This is a genomic window from Commensalibacter intestini A911 (assembly GCF_000231445.1).
Taxonomy (GTDB): domain Bacteria; phylum Pseudomonadota; class Alphaproteobacteria; order Acetobacterales; family Acetobacteraceae; genus Commensalibacter; species Commensalibacter intestini.
Window position 1 is genome coordinate 1 of the sequence record NZ_AGFR01000018.1, and the last position, 23,404, is coordinate 23,404.

At 36.2% G+C, this 23,404-nt stretch carries 29 protein-coding genes; all 29 read left to right on the forward strand.

The window, feature by feature from the left end:
* Positions 1-102 precede the first annotated feature (102 nt).
* The 29 genes from CIN_RS10800 (at position 103) to CIN_RS10950 (ending at position 23,403) form a co-directional block, all read left to right on the forward strand.
* The gene (locus tag CIN_RS10800) at positions 103-351 is read left to right on the forward strand and encodes a DUF2312 domain-containing protein (protein ID WP_008855131.1); all 249 of its coding nucleotides are present in this window, start codon (positions 103-105) and stop codon (positions 349-351) included.
* Positions 352-354: 3 nt separating this feature from the next.
* Positions 355-906, forward strand: coding sequence for a RuvC family protein (locus tag CIN_RS10805; protein WP_008855132.1), 552 nt, complete (start codon positions 355-357; stop codon positions 904-906).
* The gene (locus CIN_RS10810; protein ID WP_040364464.1) at positions 884-1,243 is read left to right on the forward strand and encodes a hypothetical protein; all 360 of its coding nucleotides are present in this window, start codon (positions 884-886) and stop codon (positions 1,241-1,243) included. Before CIN_RS10805 ends, CIN_RS10810 begins: the two co-directional genes overlap by 23 nt.
* Positions 1,243-1,563: a hypothetical protein gene (locus CIN_RS10815; protein ID WP_008855133.1), complete on the forward strand. Its 321-nt coding sequence runs from the start codon at positions 1,243-1,245 to the stop codon at positions 1,561-1,563. Before CIN_RS10810 ends, CIN_RS10815 begins: the two co-directional genes overlap by 1 nt.
* Entirely contained in the window at positions 1,563-2,474 is a 912-nt protein-coding gene (locus CIN_RS10820; RefSeq protein ID WP_008855134.1) for a hypothetical protein, read from the forward strand. Before CIN_RS10815 ends, CIN_RS10820 begins: the two co-directional genes overlap by 1 nt.
* Positions 2,468-3,232, forward strand: coding sequence for a hypothetical protein (locus CIN_RS10825; protein ID WP_008855135.1), 765 nt, complete (start codon positions 2,468-2,470; stop codon positions 3,230-3,232). Before CIN_RS10820 ends, CIN_RS10825 begins: the two co-directional genes overlap by 7 nt.
* Positions 3,229-4,140 carry a DNA cytosine methyltransferase gene (locus CIN_RS12055; protein ID WP_008855136.1) on the forward strand — a complete coding sequence of 304 codons (912 nt, stop codon included), beginning with the start codon at positions 3,229-3,231 and terminating at the stop codon, positions 4,138-4,140. The genes CIN_RS10825 and CIN_RS12055 overlap by 4 nt, the downstream gene beginning before the upstream one ends.
* Entirely contained in the window at positions 4,137-4,460 is a 324-nt protein-coding gene (locus tag CIN_RS10835) for a hypothetical protein (RefSeq protein ID WP_040364465.1), read from the forward strand. Before CIN_RS12055 ends, CIN_RS10835 begins: the two co-directional genes overlap by 4 nt.
* 4 nt (positions 4,461-4,464) lie before the next feature.
* Positions 4,465-5,175: a phage antirepressor KilAC domain-containing protein gene (locus CIN_RS11960; RefSeq protein ID WP_008855137.1), complete on the forward strand. Its 711-nt coding sequence runs from the start codon at positions 4,465-4,467 to the stop codon at positions 5,173-5,175.
* Positions 5,172-5,477 carry a hypothetical protein gene (locus CIN_RS10850; protein WP_040364466.1) on the forward strand — a complete coding sequence of 102 codons (306 nt, stop codon included), beginning with the start codon at positions 5,172-5,174 and terminating at the stop codon, positions 5,475-5,477. Before CIN_RS11960 ends, CIN_RS10850 begins: the two co-directional genes overlap by 4 nt.
* Positions 5,478-5,480: 3 nt before the next feature.
* Positions 5,481-5,966, forward strand: coding sequence for a single-stranded DNA-binding protein (ssb, locus tag CIN_RS10855; RefSeq protein WP_008855138.1), 486 nt, complete (start codon positions 5,481-5,483; stop codon positions 5,964-5,966).
* Positions 5,967-5,979: 13 nt separating this feature from the next.
* Positions 5,980-6,513: a hypothetical protein gene (locus CIN_RS10860; protein ID WP_008855139.1), complete on the forward strand. Its 534-nt coding sequence runs from the start codon at positions 5,980-5,982 to the stop codon at positions 6,511-6,513.
* A gap of 343 nt (positions 6,514-6,856) precedes the next feature.
* A complete protein-coding gene (locus CIN_RS10870) occupies positions 6,857-7,288 on the forward strand; it encodes a terminase small subunit-like protein (protein ID WP_008855140.1) in 432 nt (143 codons plus the stop codon).
* Positions 7,289-7,611: 323 nt separating this feature from the next.
* The gene (locus CIN_RS10875) at positions 7,612-8,388 is read left to right on the forward strand and encodes a sigma-70 family RNA polymerase sigma factor (RefSeq protein ID WP_008855141.1); all 777 of its coding nucleotides are present in this window, start codon (positions 7,612-7,614) and stop codon (positions 8,386-8,388) included.
* 212 nt (positions 8,389-8,600) lie between these two features.
* On the forward strand, positions 8,601-9,926 hold the full coding sequence (locus tag CIN_RS10880) for a PBSX family phage terminase large subunit (protein WP_008855142.1): 1,326 nt from the start codon (positions 8,601-8,603) through the stop codon (positions 9,924-9,926).
* The gene (locus CIN_RS10885; protein WP_008855143.1) at positions 9,913-11,382 is read left to right on the forward strand and encodes an anti-CBASS protein Acb1 family protein; all 1,470 of its coding nucleotides are present in this window, start codon (positions 9,913-9,915) and stop codon (positions 11,380-11,382) included. The genes CIN_RS10880 and CIN_RS10885 overlap by 14 nt, the downstream gene beginning before the upstream one ends.
* A complete protein-coding gene (locus tag CIN_RS11620; RefSeq protein ID WP_008855144.1) occupies positions 11,369-12,181 on the forward strand; it encodes a hypothetical protein in 813 nt (270 codons plus the stop codon). Before CIN_RS10885 ends, CIN_RS11620 begins: the two co-directional genes overlap by 14 nt.
* Positions 12,174-14,075 carry an NUDIX hydrolase gene (locus CIN_RS10895; RefSeq protein WP_040364468.1) on the forward strand — a complete coding sequence of 634 codons (1,902 nt, stop codon included), beginning with the start codon at positions 12,174-12,176 and terminating at the stop codon, positions 14,073-14,075. The genes CIN_RS11620 and CIN_RS10895 overlap by 8 nt, the downstream gene beginning before the upstream one ends.
* 23 nt (positions 14,076-14,098) lie before the next feature.
* A complete protein-coding gene (locus CIN_RS10900; protein ID WP_008855146.1) occupies positions 14,099-14,698 on the forward strand; it encodes a hypothetical protein in 600 nt (199 codons plus the stop codon).
* Positions 14,699-14,708: 10 nt separating this feature from the next.
* Positions 14,709-15,905 (forward strand): DUF2184 domain-containing protein, encoded by a 1,197-nt coding sequence (locus CIN_RS10905; RefSeq protein ID WP_008855147.1) that lies wholly within the window; start codon positions 14,709-14,711, stop codon positions 15,903-15,905.
* 45 nt (positions 15,906-15,950) lie between these two features.
* Positions 15,951-16,448 carry a hypothetical protein gene (locus CIN_RS10910; protein ID WP_008855148.1) on the forward strand — a complete coding sequence of 166 codons (498 nt, stop codon included), beginning with the start codon at positions 15,951-15,953 and terminating at the stop codon, positions 16,446-16,448.
* Complete coding sequence (locus CIN_RS10915) at positions 16,426-16,908, forward strand: hypothetical protein (protein ID WP_008855149.1); 483 nt, start codon at positions 16,426-16,428, stop codon at positions 16,906-16,908. The genes CIN_RS10910 and CIN_RS10915 overlap by 23 nt, the downstream gene beginning before the upstream one ends.
* Positions 16,905-17,363 carry a hypothetical protein gene (locus CIN_RS10920; protein ID WP_008855150.1) on the forward strand — a complete coding sequence of 153 codons (459 nt, stop codon included), beginning with the start codon at positions 16,905-16,907 and terminating at the stop codon, positions 17,361-17,363. Before CIN_RS10915 ends, CIN_RS10920 begins: the two co-directional genes overlap by 4 nt.
* Positions 17,360-18,304, forward strand: a complete 945-nt coding sequence (locus CIN_RS10925; protein ID WP_008855151.1) for a hypothetical protein — start codon at positions 17,360-17,362, stop codon at positions 18,302-18,304. Before CIN_RS10920 ends, CIN_RS10925 begins: the two co-directional genes overlap by 4 nt.
* Positions 18,282-19,394 carry a hypothetical protein gene (locus CIN_RS10930; RefSeq protein ID WP_008855152.1) on the forward strand — a complete coding sequence of 371 codons (1,113 nt, stop codon included), beginning with the start codon at positions 18,282-18,284 and terminating at the stop codon, positions 19,392-19,394. Before CIN_RS10925 ends, CIN_RS10930 begins: the two co-directional genes overlap by 23 nt.
* A gap of 14 nt (positions 19,395-19,408) precedes the next feature.
* A complete protein-coding gene (locus tag CIN_RS10935) occupies positions 19,409-19,852 on the forward strand; it encodes a hypothetical protein (protein WP_008855153.1) in 444 nt (147 codons plus the stop codon).
* On the forward strand, positions 19,852-20,385 hold the full coding sequence (locus CIN_RS10940) for a hypothetical protein (RefSeq protein WP_008855154.1): 534 nt from the start codon (positions 19,852-19,854) through the stop codon (positions 20,383-20,385). The genes CIN_RS10935 and CIN_RS10940 overlap by 1 nt, the downstream gene beginning before the upstream one ends.
* Before the next feature lie 163 nt (positions 20,386-20,548).
* Positions 20,549-22,753: a transglycosylase SLT domain-containing protein gene (locus CIN_RS10945; RefSeq protein WP_008855155.1), complete on the forward strand. Its 2,205-nt coding sequence runs from the start codon at positions 20,549-20,551 to the stop codon at positions 22,751-22,753.
* Positions 22,753-23,403, forward strand: coding sequence for a hypothetical protein (locus CIN_RS10950; RefSeq protein WP_008855156.1), 651 nt, complete (start codon positions 22,753-22,755; stop codon positions 23,401-23,403). The genes CIN_RS10945 and CIN_RS10950 overlap by 1 nt, the downstream gene beginning before the upstream one ends.
* The last annotated feature ends 1 nt before the right edge of the window (position 23,404 follow it).

Genomic DNA, 23,404 nt, shown 5'->3' on the forward strand with positions numbered 1-23,404 from the left:
AGAAAATATTAAAAGTGAGAAGATTAAATTTATTCCCGCACATGTTTATGAAAATCTTAAAGAACTTTATGTAGAATTTAAAAACAAAAGCCAGGGGGCATCATGAGTGAAGCAGAAGTCGGTGGGATCGCAGCAGATCGTCTACGAAGCATTATTGATCGGATTGAACGATTAGAAGAAGAGCGCAAAGGATTGGCTAATGATATTAAAGACATCTATGCCGAGGCTAAATCAGCAGGATTTGATGTGCCTGTTGTGCGCCGTATCATCGCAGCACGTAAAAAAGACCCGTCAGAAGTAGAGGAACAAGAAGAAATTTTTGATCTTTATCGTCATGCGTTGGGAATGTAATTGATGACCATTTTAGCAATTGATCCAGGATTAAATACAGGGATTGCTTTAAGTAATGGTTTTACTCATACCATGCGATTTTCAACGAAAGATGATATTGCAGCCAGCGTATGCAGATTAGGTCATTACTTAAAAGATTTATCCGAGAAATATAATGTTGAAAAAATTATTGTTGAACGTCCGTTTTTCCCACCTCGTTGCAAAGGTGCTGTCATTGATTTAACCAACGCTTTGATTTTTGAAACGCACCGCCAAGGATACACGAAGCAGATAAAGCGTAAAGAATATAACTCTATGACAGTTCGGAAAGAATTACTTGGAAAGGGCCGCAGATCAAAAGGTCAAAGTGTGAAAGAATTCGATGCCGAGATTAAGTTTAACGTGTGTCAACGTGGCTTTAATCCAGCCAATGAACACGAAGCAGATGCCGCGGCTTTAATCTGTGCATATCATAAAATTAATCATTGTGAGGGTCTAAGTTTGACGACCGATGCCCCTCACAATGGCACAAAATTAGAAAAGAAGTGCAAAAATGAACGTAATAGAAAATTTTGAACTTGTAAATGAACCAACTATCGATTGGGCGGATTATGAAGAAAATGATCCTAAGGTTCAAGGATTAACAGATATTGGTAAAAACGTCTTATCAGCTTTGATTATACTGATGTATCAAAATAAACAACATTTTGGAACTTTACCATCTCTTAATCATTGTGACGTAAGATCTCTCTCTTTTTGTGAATATTTAAGAGGTGCTGATATTACACGGGCTTTCAACAAATTACTAAAAAATAAAATAGTAGTCGCTGTTGATGACGGGTCTGAACAATTCTTTACGGTCCCTAGATTCTTTCGGATGGTTACATCCACTCCAATGGGGAGTATGCAGTAATGGCTTTTAAAAAAGAATTATCACCAGAGGCAAAACAACTCTTTTATTATCTAAAAGGAGTATTAGTTGGCTTTTACCCTATTGAGGAACCGTTCAAAGATCACGGCGAATTAGTCTTTGATATAGGCATATTAAATGATTGCTTCGAGCAACAAAAAAGTATTCCTGCCGAAGATATAGTGGGCCCATTTACAGAGTTGTCATCAGTTTATCAAATTTCTTTGCATCCGAATGATACTATTTCAATTGGCTATTCCATTACCACCAAAGAAGAGAATGGCAAATATTCTTTTGCAATTAAAAAAAGGGAGGGTGTGTAATGTCAAAACTTCCTGATAATCATAGCTGGGTAAAATTTAAGCATAAAGAATGGTTGACTTATGGGGCGTTCCAAAAGTTGACCAGGACCGTTCGTTGCTATTGGGTCGATTTATTTTCATTGTCATATTCTTGTGATAAAATTGGTCATTTACAAATCAATGGTAAGCCTCTTACAAATCAAGAAATAGCCAAAAGTATTTCTTCTTCTAAACGTGAATTTGAAAGCGCATTAAAGAAGCTTATAGAGGTTGGATTATGTAAAATATCCTCTAATGGAACTATCATTATTCCGCAAGTTTTAGAGCTTTATGATGAAAATAATTTGCGAAAAAGTAGTAATAACGCTGCGAAATCCTTGCGAAATCCTTGCGAAATTACAAGAGGGAATGGTGGAAATCAGCCAAAAACAACTACACAAGAAAAAGAAGAAGATAAAGATATAAGAGAAGATAAGAAAGAAAAAAGTGTAAAAAAAGAAAATCAGGATTTGATTGATGGTCAAAGGGATGTTTCCCCTAACGGGTCAACCAAAAAAGGATCACGTCTTCCTGATGATTGGATGCCTACCGAAAATGATATCGCCTATGCACAAAACTTAAATCTCGATCCTGAAAAGATTGCAGAAGATTTTTGCGACTGGTGGCACGCAAAGGCTGGGGCTGGTGCAAGAAAGACTGACTGGTCGCTAACTTGGAAAACTTGGTGCAGACGTGAAAACGAGAAAAACCAAGAAAAACAACAACGCTTCAATGCCTACAATCAACCACGCAAAAGCAATCTTGAGCGTATTGGTGAAAAAATCGATAGAGCGGCAGAGCATTACGGGGTTGACGATTGGTTTGAAAATGGCGTGCCTCAAGACTTATCCACAAAACCAAAATTACAACTTGTCGGAGGTTCAAAATGGTAAATCTTGTTGTATCTCCAGAACAAATTAATGATCGAAAATTTCAAGCTCATATTTTGAAATGGCTAAAGGCAGTGGCTAATCTTACTAAAAAAAGTGACGCGACCGTCAATGAAAATTGGCTTTCAGATATTGGTCAAGCATTACTAGAAAATCTACCATCTTGGGTTTTTTCAAGGCAATCCTGCAACTTCGTAGCTTCAAAGCATACGTTCTTCCCTTCGTTTAAAGAAATGATGGAAGACCTAAAGGATTGGGCAGATTTAGAAGATAGAAGAAAAACTGAATTAAAAATAGAGCATCAAGAAGCAATCAAAAATGCAGCAGACTTTCCACAGCCTGTGAGAAATTGGGTCGCTTCTTATGTCAAACATTCTGGTTCTAATTGGAAATATGATGATGCACAATCTCCAAACCTTCAAGAGCAAGAAGCGCGTGACAAGAGATTCCAAAAACTTATGAAAGCTCAATGTCCAGAAGCATATGAATATTTATTCCCTAGAGAAGCAAAAGAAAATATTCATACTTTTGAAGAACGAATTGCACAACAAAAAATAGAATGGGCAGATGAAAAATCAATTTCAAAAACTATAGAAGAAATCAAAAATTTACCAAGTTTATTGCTGCAAGGTGAAAATATAAAATTTTTAAAAACAGGCGTGTCTAAATATGCCCCACATTTGATTGATTGGGTTGATCAGGAATTTCCAACACCATACGCACCTCAAAAAGAAGAAAAAAAACAAGGATTTTTCGCATGATTTATTACAACGAAAATAATAAATTCGCTGCGAACTGGTTAGAAAAGTTGATGCAAGAACAACTGATCCCTCAAGGGATAGTTGATAGGCGTTCTATTACAGAAATAAAACCAGATGATTTAAAACAATATAAACAATGCCATTTCTTTGCAGGAATTGGTGGATGGTCATATGCACTTGAATTAGCAAAGTGGGAGGAAGACCGTCCTGTTTGGACAGGATCATGTCCATGTCAACCATTTAGTGCCGCAGGAAATAAAAAAGGATTTAATGATGAGCGAGATTTATGGCCAGTATGGTTTAAGCTTATCAAAGAGTGCAAGCCTACAACAGTCTTTGGAGAACAGGTTGAACCGGCTATTAAGCACGGATGGCTCGATCGTCTTTCGAATGACTTGGAAGCGGAAGACTACGCCATTGGGGCGGCAGTATTGCCAGCTTGTAGTGTCGGCACCCCGCATCAAAGAAAGCGTTTATGGTGGGTGGCAAACTCCAACAGCGACCAATGCGGGAGTGAGAACAGAAAAAGCGCTGCAATCGAGGAGAGAGAAGAGAGCTGCGACAGGGAGGACTTCGGAGAGTTATGGGACATTGGAGGAGCAAGCAGTGCGTTTAGCATCATGGCCGACGCCGACATCGAGAGATTACAAGGGGTCGTGTTCGACGGTCATAAGAAAGGACGGGTTGTCCCGTCTATCTCAACTCGATTACGCAGTAGAACAGGGTTTTGGTCAGATGCTCAATACATCAAATGCACTGATGGGAAGTATAGGCCGATTGAACCCTCAATTCGTTTGTTGGTTAATGGGTTTCCCTCAAGAATGGGTCTCTTGCGTGGTTTTGGAAACGCTATAGTTCCACAAATGGCTGCTGTTTTTATTAAATCATTTATGGGAATTTCAGTATGACCCACAACATCCTGAAAAAAATTCGCAATACACTTTGGACAGTAGGTTCCGTGTGTTTTATTCTTACCTATGTCTCATCAACGATACATGGTTCTCAAATGGACTACATTCGGACAGACGCAAGAACTAAACTTTCACAGGCTTACTCATACCAGAAAACACAAGCCATGCGAGCCGATGCAGACAGCTATGCAATCCTACAACGTGCATTCGCCACCGCCGAAGCAAATCGCATCATCTATCAATCAACTCAACCCATCAAACCATACATCAGTCAAGTCATCGTCAATCACTTCACGCCATACGCACAGGGGTTCTAAGAAAATGAAGCAACAATTAATCATCGCACAAACATTCATCCGTCAAGATAGCGAAGGACGTTATTGTCTAAATGACTGTCATAAAGCTTCTGGAATGGATAGAAGTAAACAGCCCTCAAATTGGTTAAGACTAGATGCGACCAAAGGATTAATCGCAGAAATCCGTCAGTCCTCAGATGTGAGGACTGCTCCACTATCAGCTGTAAATGGTGGAATTAATCCAGGGACATACGTTGTCAAAGAGCTTGTTTATGCATATGCAATGTGGATCAGTCCCGTTTTTCAACTTCAAGTAATCCGTGCCTATGATGCTCTTGTATCGCAGCCACAATTCCAAATTCCCCAAACGTTACCTGATGCTTTGAGGTTGGCAGCAGATCAAGCAGAGGAAATCAGTATTTTACAACCTAAAGCAGATGGTTACGATCTTTTAACTGATGCAAATGGCTCATTATGTTTAACTGATGCAGCGAAAAATCTAAAAATTAAACGGATCGATCTGATTAACTACTTAAATCGCTATGGATGGATTTATAAACGTAGAGCTGAGGATAATTGGAAAGGGTATCAAGATAAAATTGATCAAGGGTTGTTGTGGCACAAAGTAGATGAGCTGCCTAGAACTAATGGGGAAATAAAAATTGTAACTCAAGTGCGTATCACCCCTAAAGGCCTTGCAAAACTTGCAACTATCTTTGCAGGAGAAGCAGCATGAAACACGGAGCATCATACGCAATCGAAATCGAACAAGAGCAAGTCACACTTGAAACCATCAAAGACGCTTTGAACAAATACTCAAAATCAACTTGGGAAATTAACGACGAAAAATACAAAGAAAAAACCGTGCTTGCAAATCCAGATAATCCGATCATCGTCTATTTCCAAACAGGAAACGGTTGCATCTTGATGGAGCATTACGATTACAAAACACATAAACTGATCGATCTATTGCCAGAGTTTACCTCCGACGTAATCGCACAACTTATCAACATACAGCTTAAAAGAATGGGGGTTTAACCAATGGCAGCAAGTGTAAACAAAGTAATACTGGTTGGTAATCTAGGACGTGATCCAGAGGTGAGAACAACAGATCAAGGCACAAAGATCGTTAATCTAACATTAGCGACGAGCGAAACTTGGAACGATAAACAAACAGGCGAGCGCAAAGAAAAAACAGAATGGCATCGTGTCGTAGTCTTCAACGAACGACTAGCAGACGTTGCAGAAAAGTATTTGCGTAAAGGTCGTAAAATCTTCGTAGAGGGTGTTTTGAAGACTAGGAAGTGGAATGATAGCCAAGGAGTAGAAAGATACGTCACAGAGGTAGTTCTCGACCGTTTTAGAGGTGAGTTAGTTTTACTGGACAGTCAGAATAGCGGTGAGGGGCAATCAGAACAGTCACAACCAACGACACGGCATCGGGCTAAAGACGCACCAAAGCAGCAAGGTGGGTGGGATAGTTCAATGCCTGGTAAAAACGATCTCGATGATGAAATTCCATTTTAGGAAAAAATAACCAATGGCAAAACTAAAGCAAAAACCAGTTATTCCTTCGATTGTTAAAGGAGTAGGATTAGTAGGGCCATACCTCAGGGGTGAGCTTCAAATTACAAAAGAACCAGACGAGGAAAATCCAAAGCAAAACGTTACAAGGTTGCGTAGAAAAAACTTTATCTCCGAACTGTTAAACCGAAAAATTATCACAGAGGAACAGTTTAGGAGAGGTAATCAATACGCTATATTGTGTGAAAAGGCATTAGGAGCAACACAGGATTTATATGCTAAAGTAAGCCTATTAAGTGTGTCTCGTAAACGTTGGGAGCATACTCAAGCTCAACATGAAGCGTATGAAAAGTTATTTCAAATATGGGAAAGTCTGGGGAAATTCAATCTGAAAATTTTAAATATGGTTACTCTTGGGGATATGAACGCAAGCGAGATTAGTAAGCTCATTCCTCGAGATAGGAGGGCCATCAGGGGTATGATTGAAATGGTTTTCGACTCATTAGAAAATATTTTTGATAAGTTAGAAAAAACCTCTTGTACGATGTGACATTTTATGATAACGTTATGTCATAATCAAATAATTACGTTTAGGTTATGACACTTTGTTTGATACAGAAATTACACAACGTCCCATCCAAAAGATCGGGGCGTTTTTTATTGCCATAAGTAATCACATGAATAATCAAGCATTTCAAATCGGCGATGTCGTTACTCAAAGAAAAGTAAATGACTTTAAACCGTATTTATATCCAGATATGAGAGTAGTAGAGAAAATACCTCCCAATTACCTCTTGTGCGAATAGTATAATAAAAAGTGGAATAAATGGGAAACAACCACATTTAATTCAACCGAGTTAATTAAGAAATAATTTTAAGTAAGTGTATAAACAATGGCTAGACCCTCCAAATATTCAGAAGAGCTTGTGAATAAAATCTGTGAACGTATTGCAGATGGGGAAAGTTTGCGTGCTATTTGTCGTGAAGATGGGATGCCAGATCATAATACTGTTATACGTTGGAAAAATGAAAAACCAGAGTTTTGTAGCCAATACGCGCGTGCGCGCGAAGATCAAGCAGATGGCTTATTTGATCAAGCAATAGATATGCTAAAAGAACAACACGTTGATAATGTAAAGGTTCAATCTGCTAAATTAAACTTTGATATTATCAAATGGACGGCAGGCAAGTTGGCACCTAAGAAATACGGCGATAAAATAGATATGACCAGCTCTGACGGAACCATGTCACCAGATAAAAACATTCAAGTAACTTTTGTTAAGGCAAAATCACAAGTTTCCGAGAAATCAGATAATACGGAATAGTTGTATTTATCTATATTCATTTGGCTACACTCAAAAAAACACGTATCGCAATCCATTCAATCTGTATTTATTTAAATTGTTTTTTGCTAACGAATACAATGTTACGTTATCATTTAAGACTTAAAAGAATACAATATTGTGAATATAGACGAACGGCCAGACTTTTAAGGAACACGAGCATGAATTGGGAAAATGCGTCTATATGCGCCTTTTTAATCGTAACGGTATTTGTTTACATTTTGATGCATTTTTATCTTTTATAGTGCTTGTACCCACAATGATTTTGTACTACAATAATTTATTGTTAATCAAGGTATAGTAGCATGAGTGAAAGTATTAAGTGTTATAAACAGGCGGTCAAAAACAAAGATAGTTTAATAGAATCCCATATTAACTTTGTAATAAAAACCGCCAACAAGTTCAAAAATAGAAATTTACCAATTGATGATTTAATTCAAGAGGGTATGCTCGGATTAACTGAGGCTTACCAGAAATTTGATGAAAGTAGAGGATATAAATTTTCTACTTTTGCGCGTCATTATGTTAATAATCATATTTTATTATATATTATGCTAAATTCTTCTCATGTTACATTAAAAATAAATGCAAAAACCACAAGGTTATTTTTTAATTTAGCAAAAGAGAAAGAAAAAATTGAAGCTTTTTCCGACAATTTAACCCAAGATCAAATCGCATATCTTGCTAAAAAATTAATGGTAGATAGTGAAGAGATAATCGATATAAATTCTTTATTAAGTGGTGATATTCATCTTGATTGGTTAATGAATGATGAGAGTGGTTCAACGTTTAAAGATAATTTGGTTGATGAAACGCAATCTATTGAGGGTGTAATAGCGCATCGAGAAGAAGAGAGTTTGAAATGGGATATGGTCCAGGATGGAATCAAAAAACTTTCTCCAAGACAAAAGCAGATAATGAATGATTTATATTTTTCAAACGGAAATAATATGACTGGCTGCGACGTTGCAAAAAAATATCATGTTAGCAGTTCATATATATATTCTGTTAAAGATAAATCTTTAGAGAAACTTAAAGAATCTTGCAATAAAAAGTTAAAAAAACACTTGTACTTTAATTGAGATTGTACTATCTTTGTATATGGAAATGTTTTATTTATTTTTATCATGACTTTCCTCCTTGTTATAAGTTTACAAAAACATACAGTAAAGGCGATCCAATAAAACGGGTCGCCTTTTGTTTATAATTTAACATACCTGTCATGCCTATGTTCAAGATTCCTTGTTCAAGCACAAATTGGCAGGTCTTTTCATAAAAATATTCAAGGTAAAATATGTCAGAAATTCAGATACCAGAACCTTTCCAAGATTTGATTGTTCCTGCACGTTATAAGATGTTTCATGGTGGACGCGGTGGGGCTAAATCTTGGGGGTTTGCAACAGCTCTTGTTATTATGGCAGCACAAAAGCCATTGAGAGTTTTATGCGCCCGTGAATTCCAAAAGTCTTTAAAAGAATCAGTTCATCAATTACTTTGCGACTCAATTGATAGATGTGGATTAACTGACTTTTACACACCTCAAAAGACAGAAATAGTAGGGAAAAATGGTTCAGAGTTTATTTTTGCGGGTTTAGCGAGAAACATAACCTCGATTAAGTCAATGGAGGGAATTGATATTGTATGGGTTGAAGAAGCTCAGACAATTAGTCAAGAAAGTATCGAGTTATTAATTCCAACTATTCGTAAAGAAAAAAAAGATCAAAGCAAACAAGAAAATAATTCATTAAAAGAATCTGAGTTATGGTTCTCGTGGAACCCTGGTGATGAATATGATCCGATTGAAGTTTTAAAGAAAAGTTTAGAAAACTATTCTGATGAAAAAGCAATTATTAAAAAGGTTACTTGGCGTGATAATCCTTGGTTCCCAGAGGTATTAAACCGCGAAAGGTTGCGTTGTTTAAAAACTAATCCTGCTCAATATAACCATATTTGGGAGGGCGAATTTATTGCGTCATTAGCTGAGTTCTTTAAAGAGGAATATTTCTTAGTTGATAACAAGCCCGTTGAAACGCCTCTTCATATCAATTTAGTTTTTGCAACGATAGATACAACTTTAAAGGGCGGTGCGGGTAAAGATGGCACGTCAGTTTTATACTGGGGATTAAATACCTTTGACGAGAAGCAGCCACTAACGGTGCTTGATTGGGATTTGGTCGAGTTAGAGGGGTATTTACTTGATGACTGGCTATCTACCGTTTTTCATAAGTTAGAAGCGTGGGCAGTTGAAACAAAAGCTATTCGAGGCGCTGCGGGTATTTATATCGAAGATAAAGCGGTGGGGACAGTTCTAATTCAAAAGGCAATGAGCCAAGGATTAGATGTCTATGCGATTGATTCAAAATTAACAGCATTAGGGAAAGATCGGCGTTGCATTTTGATTTCCGATGTTGTGCGGGATGGAAAGGTAAAATTTTCATCTTATGCTTATTACAAAACAACTAAATTCAGAGACATAACAAGAAATCACTTAGTTAAACAAGTCGTATCATTTTCCCCAGGGGATAAGGATGCAGACAAAAGGCAAGATGATTTGTTGGACGCTTTTTCTTATGGCGTTGCAATAGGGATTAAGGATTCATTAGCAGATGCTACAATATGATAATACATCGGGCTTTGCTTGTTTAAATCGAACATTTAATCAAACATTTAATAATGAACAATATACAAACCCTAGTTATCTTTCATACAATTTATGTAAGCAGCTTTATGTTTATCATCCGTTAGGTAAGCGTATTGTTGATTTGCCGATTGATTTAACTTTAAATAAAGAGCGAATTTTAAATGTTAAACATGAGTTAAGTCCTGAGTTAATCGACCAATTCAATAAAAAATGGAAAGAGTTAAATTTAACGAGAGCTATTAGAAATTTAGCTATTACCTCAAGATTATATGGAATTGCAGCACTTTTTATAAAAATTAAAGACCTAGACGATAGTGAAAATATTCCTAATGATAAAAATCTAAATGATTATACGATCACACCGTTAGTTTACGACGCTTTAAATATTGCTGGAAGCGCGACACAAAACCAAAACCTTGAATCTGCTGATTTCCTTGAATTAAAGGAGGTGTATCGTTCTGGACAAGCATTAGCTAAAGATCGCTCAATTATTCTTAGTAATGGCGACCCTATTTATATAGAATATATCAATTCTGCTTATGGATTTGCAGGACGCAGTGTGTTTCAAAACTGCGCTTCTCTATTACAGTCTTACGTTGATGTGATGGGGGCTGATAATACGGTGGCACGAAAAGCAGCTTTAATTATCGCTAAAATGCAGCAAAGCGGAAGCCCAACTAATTTACAAGGGAAAGCCTTTGAACAAAAAAGAGAATTAATATTAGAGGGTATTAATAATAATGTTTTAAATGTTGGTATCAATGAAGATATTAGCACCTTAAACATGACCAATGTTGATAATTCAATTGATACAGCACGTCGTCATATTATTGAAGATATAGCCAACGCTATTGATTTACCTGTTGTTTTACTAAATGGACAGAAGTTTACTGCGGGCTTTGGCGAGGGATCTGAAGATACTAAAAATATTGGTAGGCATGTTGATAGCAAGCGTCAATGGTTAGAGCCTATATTTAATTTTTGTGACAATCTAGTCATGGACTTAGCATGGGATTTCAACTTTATTGATTCTTTAAATTCTCAAAACTCTTCATTTTTTGATAAAAATTTACCAATTGAAGAAAAAAAACGCCTTTATAAAATTAGATTTCAAGAGTTAAAGAATGGTTTTTCTTATAGTTTCCCATCATTTTTAACGGAAACTGAGGGCGAAATATTAGATGGTGATGTAAAAAAAATTAATTCTATTAAAACTATCTTTGATAGCGTTTATGATAAAGTTGATCCGCAAACAAAAAGCCAACTAATTTGCTGGATGATGGATAATTTTAATGATTTACGAAGCGTGAATAAAGTTAAAATTGATTTTGATTCTAATGATATACAAGAATTTATTGAAAATGAAGGTGCAGACAAGTTAGTAAATTTTTTGTTAAATGGCAAAAGTCAGGATCAACCAAATGACACTGCTTAAACGTGTATTACTTTTTTTAAAAAAGGTTCAGGATAATGCAGCCAAAACGGATGTAATCACGTATGAAATGATGCAATCTTGGCAACATGAGCTTTTAGACCTTTTAAAAAATGAAAATAAAGTTGTTGATCCTGAGCCTATTCGCAAGCATTTAGATGGAGTTTTAAAAAAACAATTAACTAGGAAAAGTCTGCGAAAAAACTTCAAAGGAAACGCGCTTAATTTCACGAAAGCACGTTTAACTGAAAGTTCTCAAAAGTTTTTGCGTGAACGGGTAATGTTCTCAGTTTCTTTAATTCAACATAATCGAGAACAACAGGTTAATGCTACTTTGAGGCGTTTTGAGGGTTGGTTATCTGGCGTTCCTACAAATAGTGTTTCAGAGGCAAAAGAAAAGCCTAGAGAGGCTGTAAAGGATATTATTAAACCTTTGATTAAACAATCCTTTGAAGAAAGGAGAGTATTAATTGATCAAGGGCATAAATTAAGTGCTGCTGTTAATGATGCAATTGCTCAAGATCAAGGTGCAATATGTGTTGAGTGGCATAGCCATTGGCAAGAAGCAAACTATAACTATCGTAAAGATCATAAAGAACGAGATAAGAAGCTATTTTTTTACAAGGATAATTATTTCGTAAAGAATGGTTATATCAAAAAAGATGGAATTCAATACATCAATGATATTGATGGTTTTGGACAAGAGCCATTTTGTAGATGTTATGGCACTTATTTCTTTACCCTTTACGATATACCAGAAAGCTATTTAACCAAAAAAGGAAAAGAGTATATCAATGGTTGATTTTATTGCCTGCGCCATGATTAAGGTGGGTAAGTCTATTCTTTTGGTTAAACGTAAAGATAATAATTTATGGAGTTTCCCTGGTGGCCATAAAGAAAGGGAGGAAAACCCTTTTGAAACGGCTATACGTGAAACTTGCGAAGAAACGGGAATTGAGCTTACAAAACCGATTGAGGATAGTTTCTGTAATATACGATATGAAGATTTATTTATTTCATTTATACCCTTTCGTCTAAAAGAATTAAAAGAGGTATCTTTAGATACAGATGAGTTAATAGATGCCCGTTTGTTTCCAATTAATGATTTACCTTCTGATTGTATGGATACAGTCTATACAGCTATACAATGGGGTAGTTATGATGAACATGATGTAGCTCAAGCTATTGCTAAGGGCGAATTGGCATCACCACAATACTTTGATGGCAATTATCTTTTTGATATGCGTTTGACAGGAACAGGTACTGCAAAGCGCAATTTAGAAGATAAGCAAACAGAAATTACATACAGGGATCCAAAAGAATTTCTATCAAAGAAGTTCCTAAACCTTTGTAATGGGGTGAGAGTAGTCTTTGATCATCCAGATAAAGACAATGTTGATACTGAATATTTAAGAAATAGACAGGTTGGCACTGTAATCTTACCTTATGTTTTTGATGAAGAGGTTTGGGCTATTGTTAAGATCGCCAGTCCTCTATTTTCAGAAATGTTAATGAAAACAGTTTATTCGACAAGCCCCAGTGTAAGTAATCGTTCGAAAAATCAGCCAATTTATTTTGAGGAAAATAAGCGCGCTTTATATGAAAGTAGCCCTTATGTTGTTGATCATTTGGCGATTGTTTCGAATGGGGTCTGGGATAAAGATGGGGAAGCACTACCAGGTATTTCAACCCCAATTAATTCAATCGATAAAAATGGAGCTAAAATTATTATGCCTAATGATTTAGATAATGAATATAACGATCTGATGAAAAAGGTCAGCAATAACAGACAAGATTCTTGTCGTAAAGATGATAACAATGCTTTTTTGGAAGAAAGTAAACGTAAGTTTGAAGCACAACTTGAGTTTGCTAAAGAGCGTATTGAAAATGGAGACTTTACAGATAAAGATAAAGAATATTTAGATCGAGCCCGTGAACAATACGAAAAAGCCAAAAAAGAAGCTGAAGGTTCTACTCGTGAGGATGCACGCCGTAAAGACAATCAAGAACCAAAGTTAGATGCAGCTCGTAAAGATGACGATGAAAACCGTCTAGTTACTCGCGATGAAATGAAAGAGATGTTCAAAGGATTTGCGGAACATCTCGGCGATAAACTTTCCGATGTATTATCTAAAAAAGATTCTAATGAGCCTCCGTCAGAACCAACAGATGATAAAAAAAAAGATGCGTGTAAGCCTGATGCAGACGGTGGGGCAGAACCATCAAAAGTAGATGGTGAGGGAACAACCGATATTGATAATAAAACCATTGATGCTTTGATGAAAAGTAAAGAGGGTGAAGAAATTAGCGACGAAGAACGTAGTCAAATTAGCGATTGCCAGCAGACTTATACACCTATTTACCAGATGCACAATAAGCAAGCCCCAAAGCCTTTGTCATTTGAAACGTATGAGCAATATAGTGTTCGAGCTATGGGTGGTGTTATTCAACATTCGCCTCGCTGGAAAGATTATGGTTTAGACAATCTTCGCAAAGATAAAAAATTGATCGCAATTGCTGTTGATGAAGTAGCTAATGATGCGAAAAAAGCAGCTCAAGTCAACTTGCAAGAAAAAGGTGAGTTAAGGCAAATGAGAACAAGCGATGGCGCACGAACAATCAACTCATATACAGGGGCATCTACAGGTTTTACCAATATGTTTTCTACGCCACCTCGGGTTGCAACAACACATTAATATAAATTATCAGGAATTTTAAAATGGCTATTCAAGGTTTTAACCCACTTGGCACATCGGTTGCTAGTGGGTCTTTTTATACCGATACTACAGGCTATACGCAAGGTGTTATGGAAGCTGATCCAGCAGCAAGATATTCTTTAGTTGCTGGGGTAATCAGTCGAACAGATACAAATATTTATTATGGTGGATTGCCGATTGTTGAAAATATTTCACAACTAAAAAGTAACCCACAAGCATCCATTCAATTGGCAACGGCAAGTGATAGTGTTTCAGGATTTACAACTTTCAATCAATCAAACAACTTATTTACATTAGGCGCTAATCAAGTGCCCACAACTACAGGCGGTGGGACTATCAATTATTTACGCCTTGGATGTAATGCACGTATTTCATTAGCTTGTGATCCGGCACTTAGAAAATATATTGGAACCCCATTGGGGGCTGTAAAAGTTGCATGGGATTTTACAAATAATCAATTAGTTGAAGCAGGATCAGATAATGCACTAGCTGTGAAAATTATCGCTTTTGGTCTTCAAAATTCAAAAACAGTAACTATTGATCAAAGCACCCAAGCGATTACCTGGAATGCAGCAGGAACTTGTGCTTTGGTATTGTTATAAGGAATAATCGATGTCTCTTTTAGCACCTTCTTTTGTTAAACTGAATCCGAGTTACACTGCACCAGGGTTGCTTGTTGATCAAACACAACGTTCTGGCGCTTTTCATTTACTACCTAATAGCAGTATTCAAGCAACACTAGGTCTTGCTGATAAAGCTGTTTATATGCACCGTATGGGGATTAAAACAAGAAATTCTATTTCTCAAGATTCTCAAAACGAATTGGCGACTGTAGATATTAATTTATCACAAGTTCAAACACTTACCTATCTTATTCAAAATCAAGCGATTTTTAATCGTCATGAAGTTGCTGCCGGAGCTGCTTACAATGTAGCGGTGCCAAGTGCTTTTTCATTAGCATTAAAGCAAGCTCATTTTAATCAATTACGTGATCTTTTATTATACGGGTTCCAGCCGGAGTATGGTGAGGGAATGCTTAATGCTGTAGGGGCTAAAGCAACAGTTATACCCCCCGATAGCAATAATACTAAAGATGTGCTTAATATGATTCCTGGTGAGGTTTCAGAATTCTTGTTGAAAGAAATTCAAGATATTCAAAATAGAACACAACATGCAGGAATGAAATGTGTATTTACATTGCTTGGCCCTCAACGTGTTCTAAACTTACTTGAGACAAGTAAAATTGTTCAATTGACTTCCTATCAGGTTAAAGGTGGCGGGACCGCAACTGTTTATGGTCAAATTCAAAGTATTTTAGAGGATAAAGGAGATGCTATTTTATGGCAGTATGATGATACTCTAAAAGGAAAAGGCGCGAATGGTGCGGATGCTTTAATTTTAACTATGCGTGAAATTAATCTAAGTGGCTATGATGGAATTCCTAATACAAATATTTTTGGCCAATCCATTAGCCCGCAAGACCCGTCTTGTAACCTTATGTTTGCAGATGTTCCAGCTCCTACGGAGTTCATCACTCCAATGCCAGGGACAGCAACTCATATTCAAATGGAAATGAGAGCGACCCCAGGTTGGGCGGTTCGCCCAGAGGCTACAACTATTATTTCTGCTGCGGTTGAAGTTGTTGATGATACTGGCTCAGGAACAGATACTAAAACTTTTAGTTTTTCATCAAGCACAGCAACAGATAGCAAGAACGATGCTGGATCAGATACTACTACTTCAAGTGGGAGCGTAAATACTCCAGCAAAGAGTTCATCAAGCACAGCAACAGATAGCAAGAATAAATAAATTATAAGCCTGTTTTAATACAGGCTTTTTATTAAAGAGTAAGAAATGGCCACTTTATTTTTAGCTAATTTACGACCACAAATTTTCAGTTTTACTTTTCAAGTCCCAGGACAAGGGAAGGGCGCAACATGGAGATTAAATCTTGAGCCTTACACGCAAAAAAGGGTGTATAGAGATACAAACGTTGATTTGTTAAAAACTCTTTTAGATCAAGTGCATCATTATGGATTCCGTGAGTATGATGAGGCCTTGGCTAATGATAAATTTGACGGTTACGCATTTTCATTTGGGAAGCCATTTAGTGATGATGAAATGTTTGCTTTAAAAGCACATCATTTCCATTGCTCTCAAGCTTCGGGACAAAAAAGACGTAGGCAATCTCTTTTAGAAACTGGCAGTAAACTTCTTAACAACGCTGTCAATTTTAACGTCGGTGGTTTGGAAGATTTAGGCAGGGACCCCAAGAATTTTGGTTTACGCATTTTGCAAGAGGGTTCTGGGTATGGTAACGGTGTTTTAGATGAAAACTACGGTTTGCGATGATAAAGTAACGTTTGAAGGGTTTTTGCAATTTGTTGAAATGCAAAACCTTGGTATTGATGGCTTAAATGATGAAAGCTCAGGGGCATATAAGCTTCTTTATCAAAATTTTAAATTTTCTTATCATTTAGTGCCTCTCGAGCTCTTATCTTATGACCCATATTTATATCAACAGGCTGTTTATAATTACGCATTGCATGTTTTTGTAACGATTTGTTTTGATGCTAATTTAAATTACATTGATAGAAATCGTCTTATAGCAATGGGTATGAACCCTAGTAATACTTGGCGCAATGGTATTGTTCAAAATGCTTCTGATAATGCAACATCAGTGAGCTATATGACACCAGATTTTTATAAAAACCTCTCTTTAAATGATTTTGATTTATTAAGAACTCCTTACGGACGTGCTTATTTAAAACTAGCATTGCAAATCGGAAATATTTGGGGGCTTTCAAAATGATTACTGAAATCAACCTTGGTGTTATTGATTATCCTTATAATTATTCTAAGACTACAACAACAGGAAGTGTTGCACAGATTTTAGAAAAAAAATATGGGATTTTAACAAAGTTTGTAGAGCGTCATGAGGGAGAAATAGCGGATAACATTGCTGATGCGATGAGTAATGCTATGAAAGAGCAAATTCAAACGGGGAAAGTCAATAAACGTGCTTTTAATACAGCATTTAGTAAAATTTCTACTGAAATGAAACGTTTTTTAAGCACACAAGAGGTTGAAACAGTAGGGATTGCAGGGGTTCCAACGAAAGCTGCTTTAAATGGGGTTTCTCATCGTTTTAAACGAAAACGAAAAGGAATTGTGCGGGGTAAAAAGAAAGTTGGGGTAAGGCGACCATCTTTTATTGATACTGGACAAATGGAGAGTTCATATATCGTCTGGGGTAGTTTTAAATGAGTGATTATGCTGGAGCTTTGCAAGATGGTTTAGATACAGTTAGGCAAGGGCAAACGATTTCATTTATCACTTATGAGCGTGTTATTCTCCCTTATGATGGCTTTGTTTATTGGGTTAAAACAGGAAATGAACAAACGCTTGTTGCTAGTATGGTCCATGATGAAAATGAGTTGCGTCATGAAGATCAAAACTTCCGCAATGATTCTGGTTTAATTATTACTACGACAGAGCCTTTATTGGATTTTTCTCAAGATGGTTTAGATACGATGTCCGTCTTTGAGTATAATAACAATTTATATGTTTTAAGAAAAACTGGATATAATTCTGAGCAATCGGGGCTGTTCCATAATATAGCCAGGGTAATAGAGCCAGCATTAAGAAGTATTCTTTTAGATAGTAAAGATGATTTCTTAAAGAAAAAAGCTCAATTCACTAATTCAATTGGTCTATTTGTTTTGTTGTCTTGTGGATATTTTGAGTTTGTAAACATTGATTATCCAATTTATCCTGAATGGTTAGTCCCTTTAAATAAAAAACCGCCTTATATCACTGTAGGGGTAACAGAAACAGAGGCTCTTAATAATAGTTTTAACACTATTAACGTAGATAATAGCCTATTTTTAGTCAAGCCAGCTAAAGATTACGTCGATATCAATTTATACGGATTAGACAATAACGAGGCGCTTAATTTCTTAGTAAAACTTGAGAGATGGTCTTTATTTTACAAAAAGATCGGCTTTCTCAATATGCCAAGAATAAAAGATGAGCAATTAGCACAAAATGAAATCGGCTCCTTAGCTCAAAAGAAAATAATCGAATTAGAGATATTTTATTATCAAGGTGGCGATATGGACGATGATTTGCATAATCAAATGATTGATCAAGTTTTATTAAATATTAATAATGATGGGATAAAAAATGTATTCAGATGTGAGCGGTAATGATGCCGTTAGTATTACTGTTTCGCAAAATACAATTGCGCGAAACAGTAATCAGCAGCAACAAGCGATAATTTTTGGTAATAAGGCGTTAAAGTTAGCTTGCGCCCAAGAGGTCACAGTAAATAGCTATAGCGACCTCGGACAGTATTTAATCGATGAAGAAACAGATGCCAGACAGCAATTAATCGACACTGTGAAAGGTTGGTTTTCGCAAGGTAATCGTAGTGTTAAATTATGTGACATAGGCAACGTGACTGCCGATACAATTGTTAAATTAGATCAATATTGTTATATCGGTATTGCGGGTTATAACTGGACAAATATTGGCAGTTCTACAAATAATATTTTGTATAATACGGCAACGCAGCTTTTAGCATCTTCAAGTAGTGCTTGTTATATCGTAGGGTCCTTAAGCACAGATGAATATACCAGTAATAACCAAAGTAAATTAAAGGGATATAAGTCTTTATTTACAATTGCGAATTCTGGAATTACATCGAATAATCAAGTTGCTGCGGGTGCGGTTGGGTATGAATTAAGTAATTATAATCCCTCATCATTGAGTAAAGTCAATCCGATGACGTATCGCTATTTATATAGTACCGCACCAATGGGTGACGATACAGAGCGATTAAATAAAAGTTTAATTGATAATTATAACACAAATCTTTTGGTGGCACCACCGATCAATACAACAAATGCCAAGAGCTTACTTTTCCCTGGTATTTTATCTGATGGTAATGATTTTTCATATTGGTATGGTATTGATTATATTCGCTTTTACTTAATTGATCAGGTTACAAACTTATTAATTGAAGCTTCGAACAGTAGTATTAATCCGATTTACTATGATCAAACTGGTATTAATCGTATTAAAGATGCAGTGACTAACGCTATAAGTAATTGCGCTTCCTACGGTATTATACAAAATAATTATACGATTACGGCAACTGATTTCTCTACTTATGTCGAAGCAAATTCAGATGACTATAAAAGTGGCTTATACGGTGGGATTGTGATTGAGGTGATGCCGTTAAAATCACTGAAACATATTAAGTTTTATCTCAATATTAATGATTTTATTTCTTAAGAGGATGAATTTTAATGGCATTAACACCCGTTGAATTACCATCGATTAATCGGCTTTTAGCAAGCCTTAATTTTATATCAAATAGTAGTTTAAATATTTCTCCTACTGATCTTTCAGAGGAAGGTATTGATATTAGAGCTGAGGAAAATGCAGTATTACCATTAAGAGGGATGACAGGGTTTGTTAATTCTCCGAACCCTTACTGGGGGCTGCGAGCAACTGTTCATATCCTTAAGAGTTCCCCTGCTGTTGCAACATGGTTGAACGCTATTAAGACAAATTCGACTGTTGGCAGGATTATGGTATATCCTGATAGCAATGGTATGGACCCATTCGAGCTTCGTCAATGTTCCATTCAAACAATTGGAACAGTTAATTTGAATGGAACAACTGCTGCTGTTCCTTTTGAGATTATAGGTTCTCAAATTATTAATCAGAACATTTGGGATGAAGCATAATGTATTTTGACAAAAATTTTAATCTTATTGAAAATATTAGCGATGATGTGGAAGTATGCTTTAAGCCTATTAGTAAGGCATTCTTCGAGAGGCATTATGCAATATTTCGATCTTTGGCTGGGCGTATCAATAGTTTAATTGATAAAGATGGTGGGGCATTAATACAGCAAACAGCTTTGCTAGACTTACAAGATATCGCACAAGACAAGTATGATGAAATTATCAATGAGATTGAAAGAACTATTTTAGTTAGTATTGCATCTAAAGATAAAGAGGCTATTCCTTTATCTGTGGCACGTAAAAGTAAGTTTATTGATAGTGATGATGATAGTTTAATTTTAAACACCATAATTTTTTTTTCGTGTCTCTTACTAGGAATATTACCGAAAAACGAAGATCACTTGAAGTATCTTCTGGAAAGTTCATCGATACAATCGACATTATTGAGTTATACGGAATGGCGGAAATCATCCGAGACATCGAAAGAAAAAGGGACTATCGAGCAGAGCAAGAAAACTTCTATACCTACATAATGAATAAAATTACCGAGGATCAGTTCAATATATTGAATTATTACCTTTCGGAATTTTGTGGGGTAAAAACTAAATATGATTGTGCCGAGCATTTCAGGCAAAGATATAACATGGCGTTCATGTCGTAAGTCACCTTAACGGTGGCTTTTTTATTGAGGTAATTATGGCGAATATTCCTATAGTAAAGATTGGGGCTGATTTTTCTAAGTTCTCATCTTTTATTACAAAATATAAAGCATTTAAAAAAGATGCGTCTAAACCTCAAGAAATTGGCTTTAAAATTGATAAGAACGCCATTGCTTTATTGAAAAATATTGCTACTGATTTGCGAGTGATTTCTCAGATACAGATGGGTATTATTTCCAAGTCAAAGCGTTTTCAAGACGTTTTTAAGCATATCCAAGGGCAGCACCCTATCATTAATGGTAGCGCCGTTGCAACCTCAGATAATAAGGAAGATAAAAAGAATATTTCTGGCATTTCTAATTTAATTCGTAAACTAGGAAGTTCTATAAAATCTTTAAGTGTCACAGGGGTTAAAAGTGGCACTATGCTTGCAGCAAGAGCAATTCCACAACCTGTAAAGGAGAAATGGGGGGATTTTTCTAATCGTTTTTCTAGCGCTGTTAAAAAGATACGAAGTAATCCTATTGTTTCCAAAGGATCCACTGCTTTTCTTGATGCGATTAAGAAGCTCACTTTTACCATGTCTAAGCTAACTATGTTTAGTATGAGGGCAGGCGCTAGCGTTTTAGGGGGTGGGTTAGGAACACTTCTAAAAGGCTTGAAGTCTATCCCTATTATTGGTGGTCTTGCATTAGGGGCGGTTACAGGTTCTTTATTTGGTATTGGTGGGGCTGCTAGCCGTGCGACTGAGTTAAGATCGCAGTCACGCAATGTAGGCATGACAACTGGTCAAACATTGGCAGGAAAGAATGTCTTATCGCCTTACATTGACTTTCAAGGTTGGGCGCAACAGATCACTCAAGAAAAGACTGATATTAGAAAGTCTAATATGTTTCCAATGTTAGGAGTTGGGCAAAATACTTCAACTTCTGATATTTTAGTAGCTAAAATGAAAAAAGCTGCTGAAATTGGAAGGGCATATCAGGGTCAAAGTGATCTTATAGGTTCCGATCCATTTTTGAAAATGATGGGTATTCCAGCTGCAGATGCTTTAAGATTAGGAAGTTATAAAGAAAAAGAATTAAATAGTAAACTTGCTGATTACCAAAAACAAAGTAAAACTTTAAATAGAGATGACAGCACTTCAAAGCGGTTGCAGGATTTAAATACCAATTTAGCCAATACGTCGGATTTAATTAAAAACAAGTTTGCAACGGCTATTGCTGCTATTGCTCCACAGATTGAAAAGCTAGGGAATTTCTTTCAGGGATTACTTGAAAAAGCTTTTGATCCTAAGATTTTTAAAAATATCATTGATTTTACTCAAAATAGCATCAAAAAAGTTACGGAATGGACGAAAAACTTTGACGGGTTTGGTTCTATCTTTAAGTTATTAGGCACAGTATTTAGCGATTATTTACTTACGCCTCTGAGTAAAATATTCAAAGATAACCTTATTGATCCGATGTGTCGGGCATTTAAAGATAATTTAATTGAACCTTTAAAAAATATTTTTAGAGATTATTTAATAACGCCTTTTGGGAATTTATTAAGGAAATTATGGCCTTTTGGAAATGATTCAAATGGAGGAATACAAAAAACCTCTTACGGCGGTTTAGGTTTAGATCGGTTGCCATTGGTTCAACAAGCGGACTATACGCCATTAGTTCAACAACCAGGATGGAAAACATTACCAGGTAGTGTAGCCAATGATAACAATCCTATGTCTGAATATGCGAAAGGCAGATATTTAGATGCGGTTAATAAAAGGATTGGCTTACCTCAAGGATTTATGGAGGCGATTAGAAAGGTTGAATCTAATAATAATGATCTAGCAAAAAATCCTAAAAGTACTGCTGCTGGAGCTTTTCAAATGACAAAGGCAGCTCAAAAAGATTATGGGGTAAAAAATCCTTATGACTTTTATGATAATGCTCAAGGAGCATCTCGTTATATTGACCACGCACATCGTATGTTTGGGAAAGATTATCGGAAAGATGCTGTAGCTTATCATATGGGGATTGGGGGTTTCCAAGAGCATTTGAAACAATATGGTGCAAAATGGGAAGCAAAATTACCCGAAAAAGAAAAAGAGTATTTGAATAAGGTTGAAAGAGCATTAGGTCAAGTACAACGACAACAGCAGCAACAGCAACAGCAGAAAGTCGATATTAATATCAATAATAATACGGGCGGTTCTGCAACTGTGAATACTAAAATGGCAGGGACACGTTATTTTTAATGTTTTATAATCTTTATAAATTAGCTTTTGAAGTATCTCCGATCTTATTAACTGGGGGCATAGCAGAGCTTGCTGGTGGCGTTTGGCCAATTATCGCTATTACTGAGGGATTAAATATTGGCGTAAATGCTTTAATTGGTAATTTTAGTGGGATTACAGAGGGAACGCCATTTATCAGCTATAAACCTACTGCTGGTGGCACTGTTATGCAAAATACAGTGGGAATGTATCCTTTTTTAAATCAAACCACTGCTGCAAATACGCTTATTACTGAACCATTGCAAATATCATTGACAGCTTATTGTCCGACTGATGATACAAAAAAACCATTTGATCGTCTGGTTAAGTTTTCAACTCTAATTAATACTTTAAATTATCACAATAATAATGGTGGTTTATATACGATTTTAACACCTTCATATGTGTATAAAGATTGCGTATTAACAAATATTGTTGATATTCAATCAGGATCAGAAGATACCCACCAAGTGCAGGCTATTTGGCGTTTTGATTTTGTTAAACCGCTTATTTCTGCGGATCAATCCAAACAGGTTTTGAGTAATTTTATGAGTAAAGCCACGGGCGGTAATATTGCAACGGCGAGTTGGGGAACGGCTAAAAGTATCTTTACAATACCAGGGCTTAATTAAT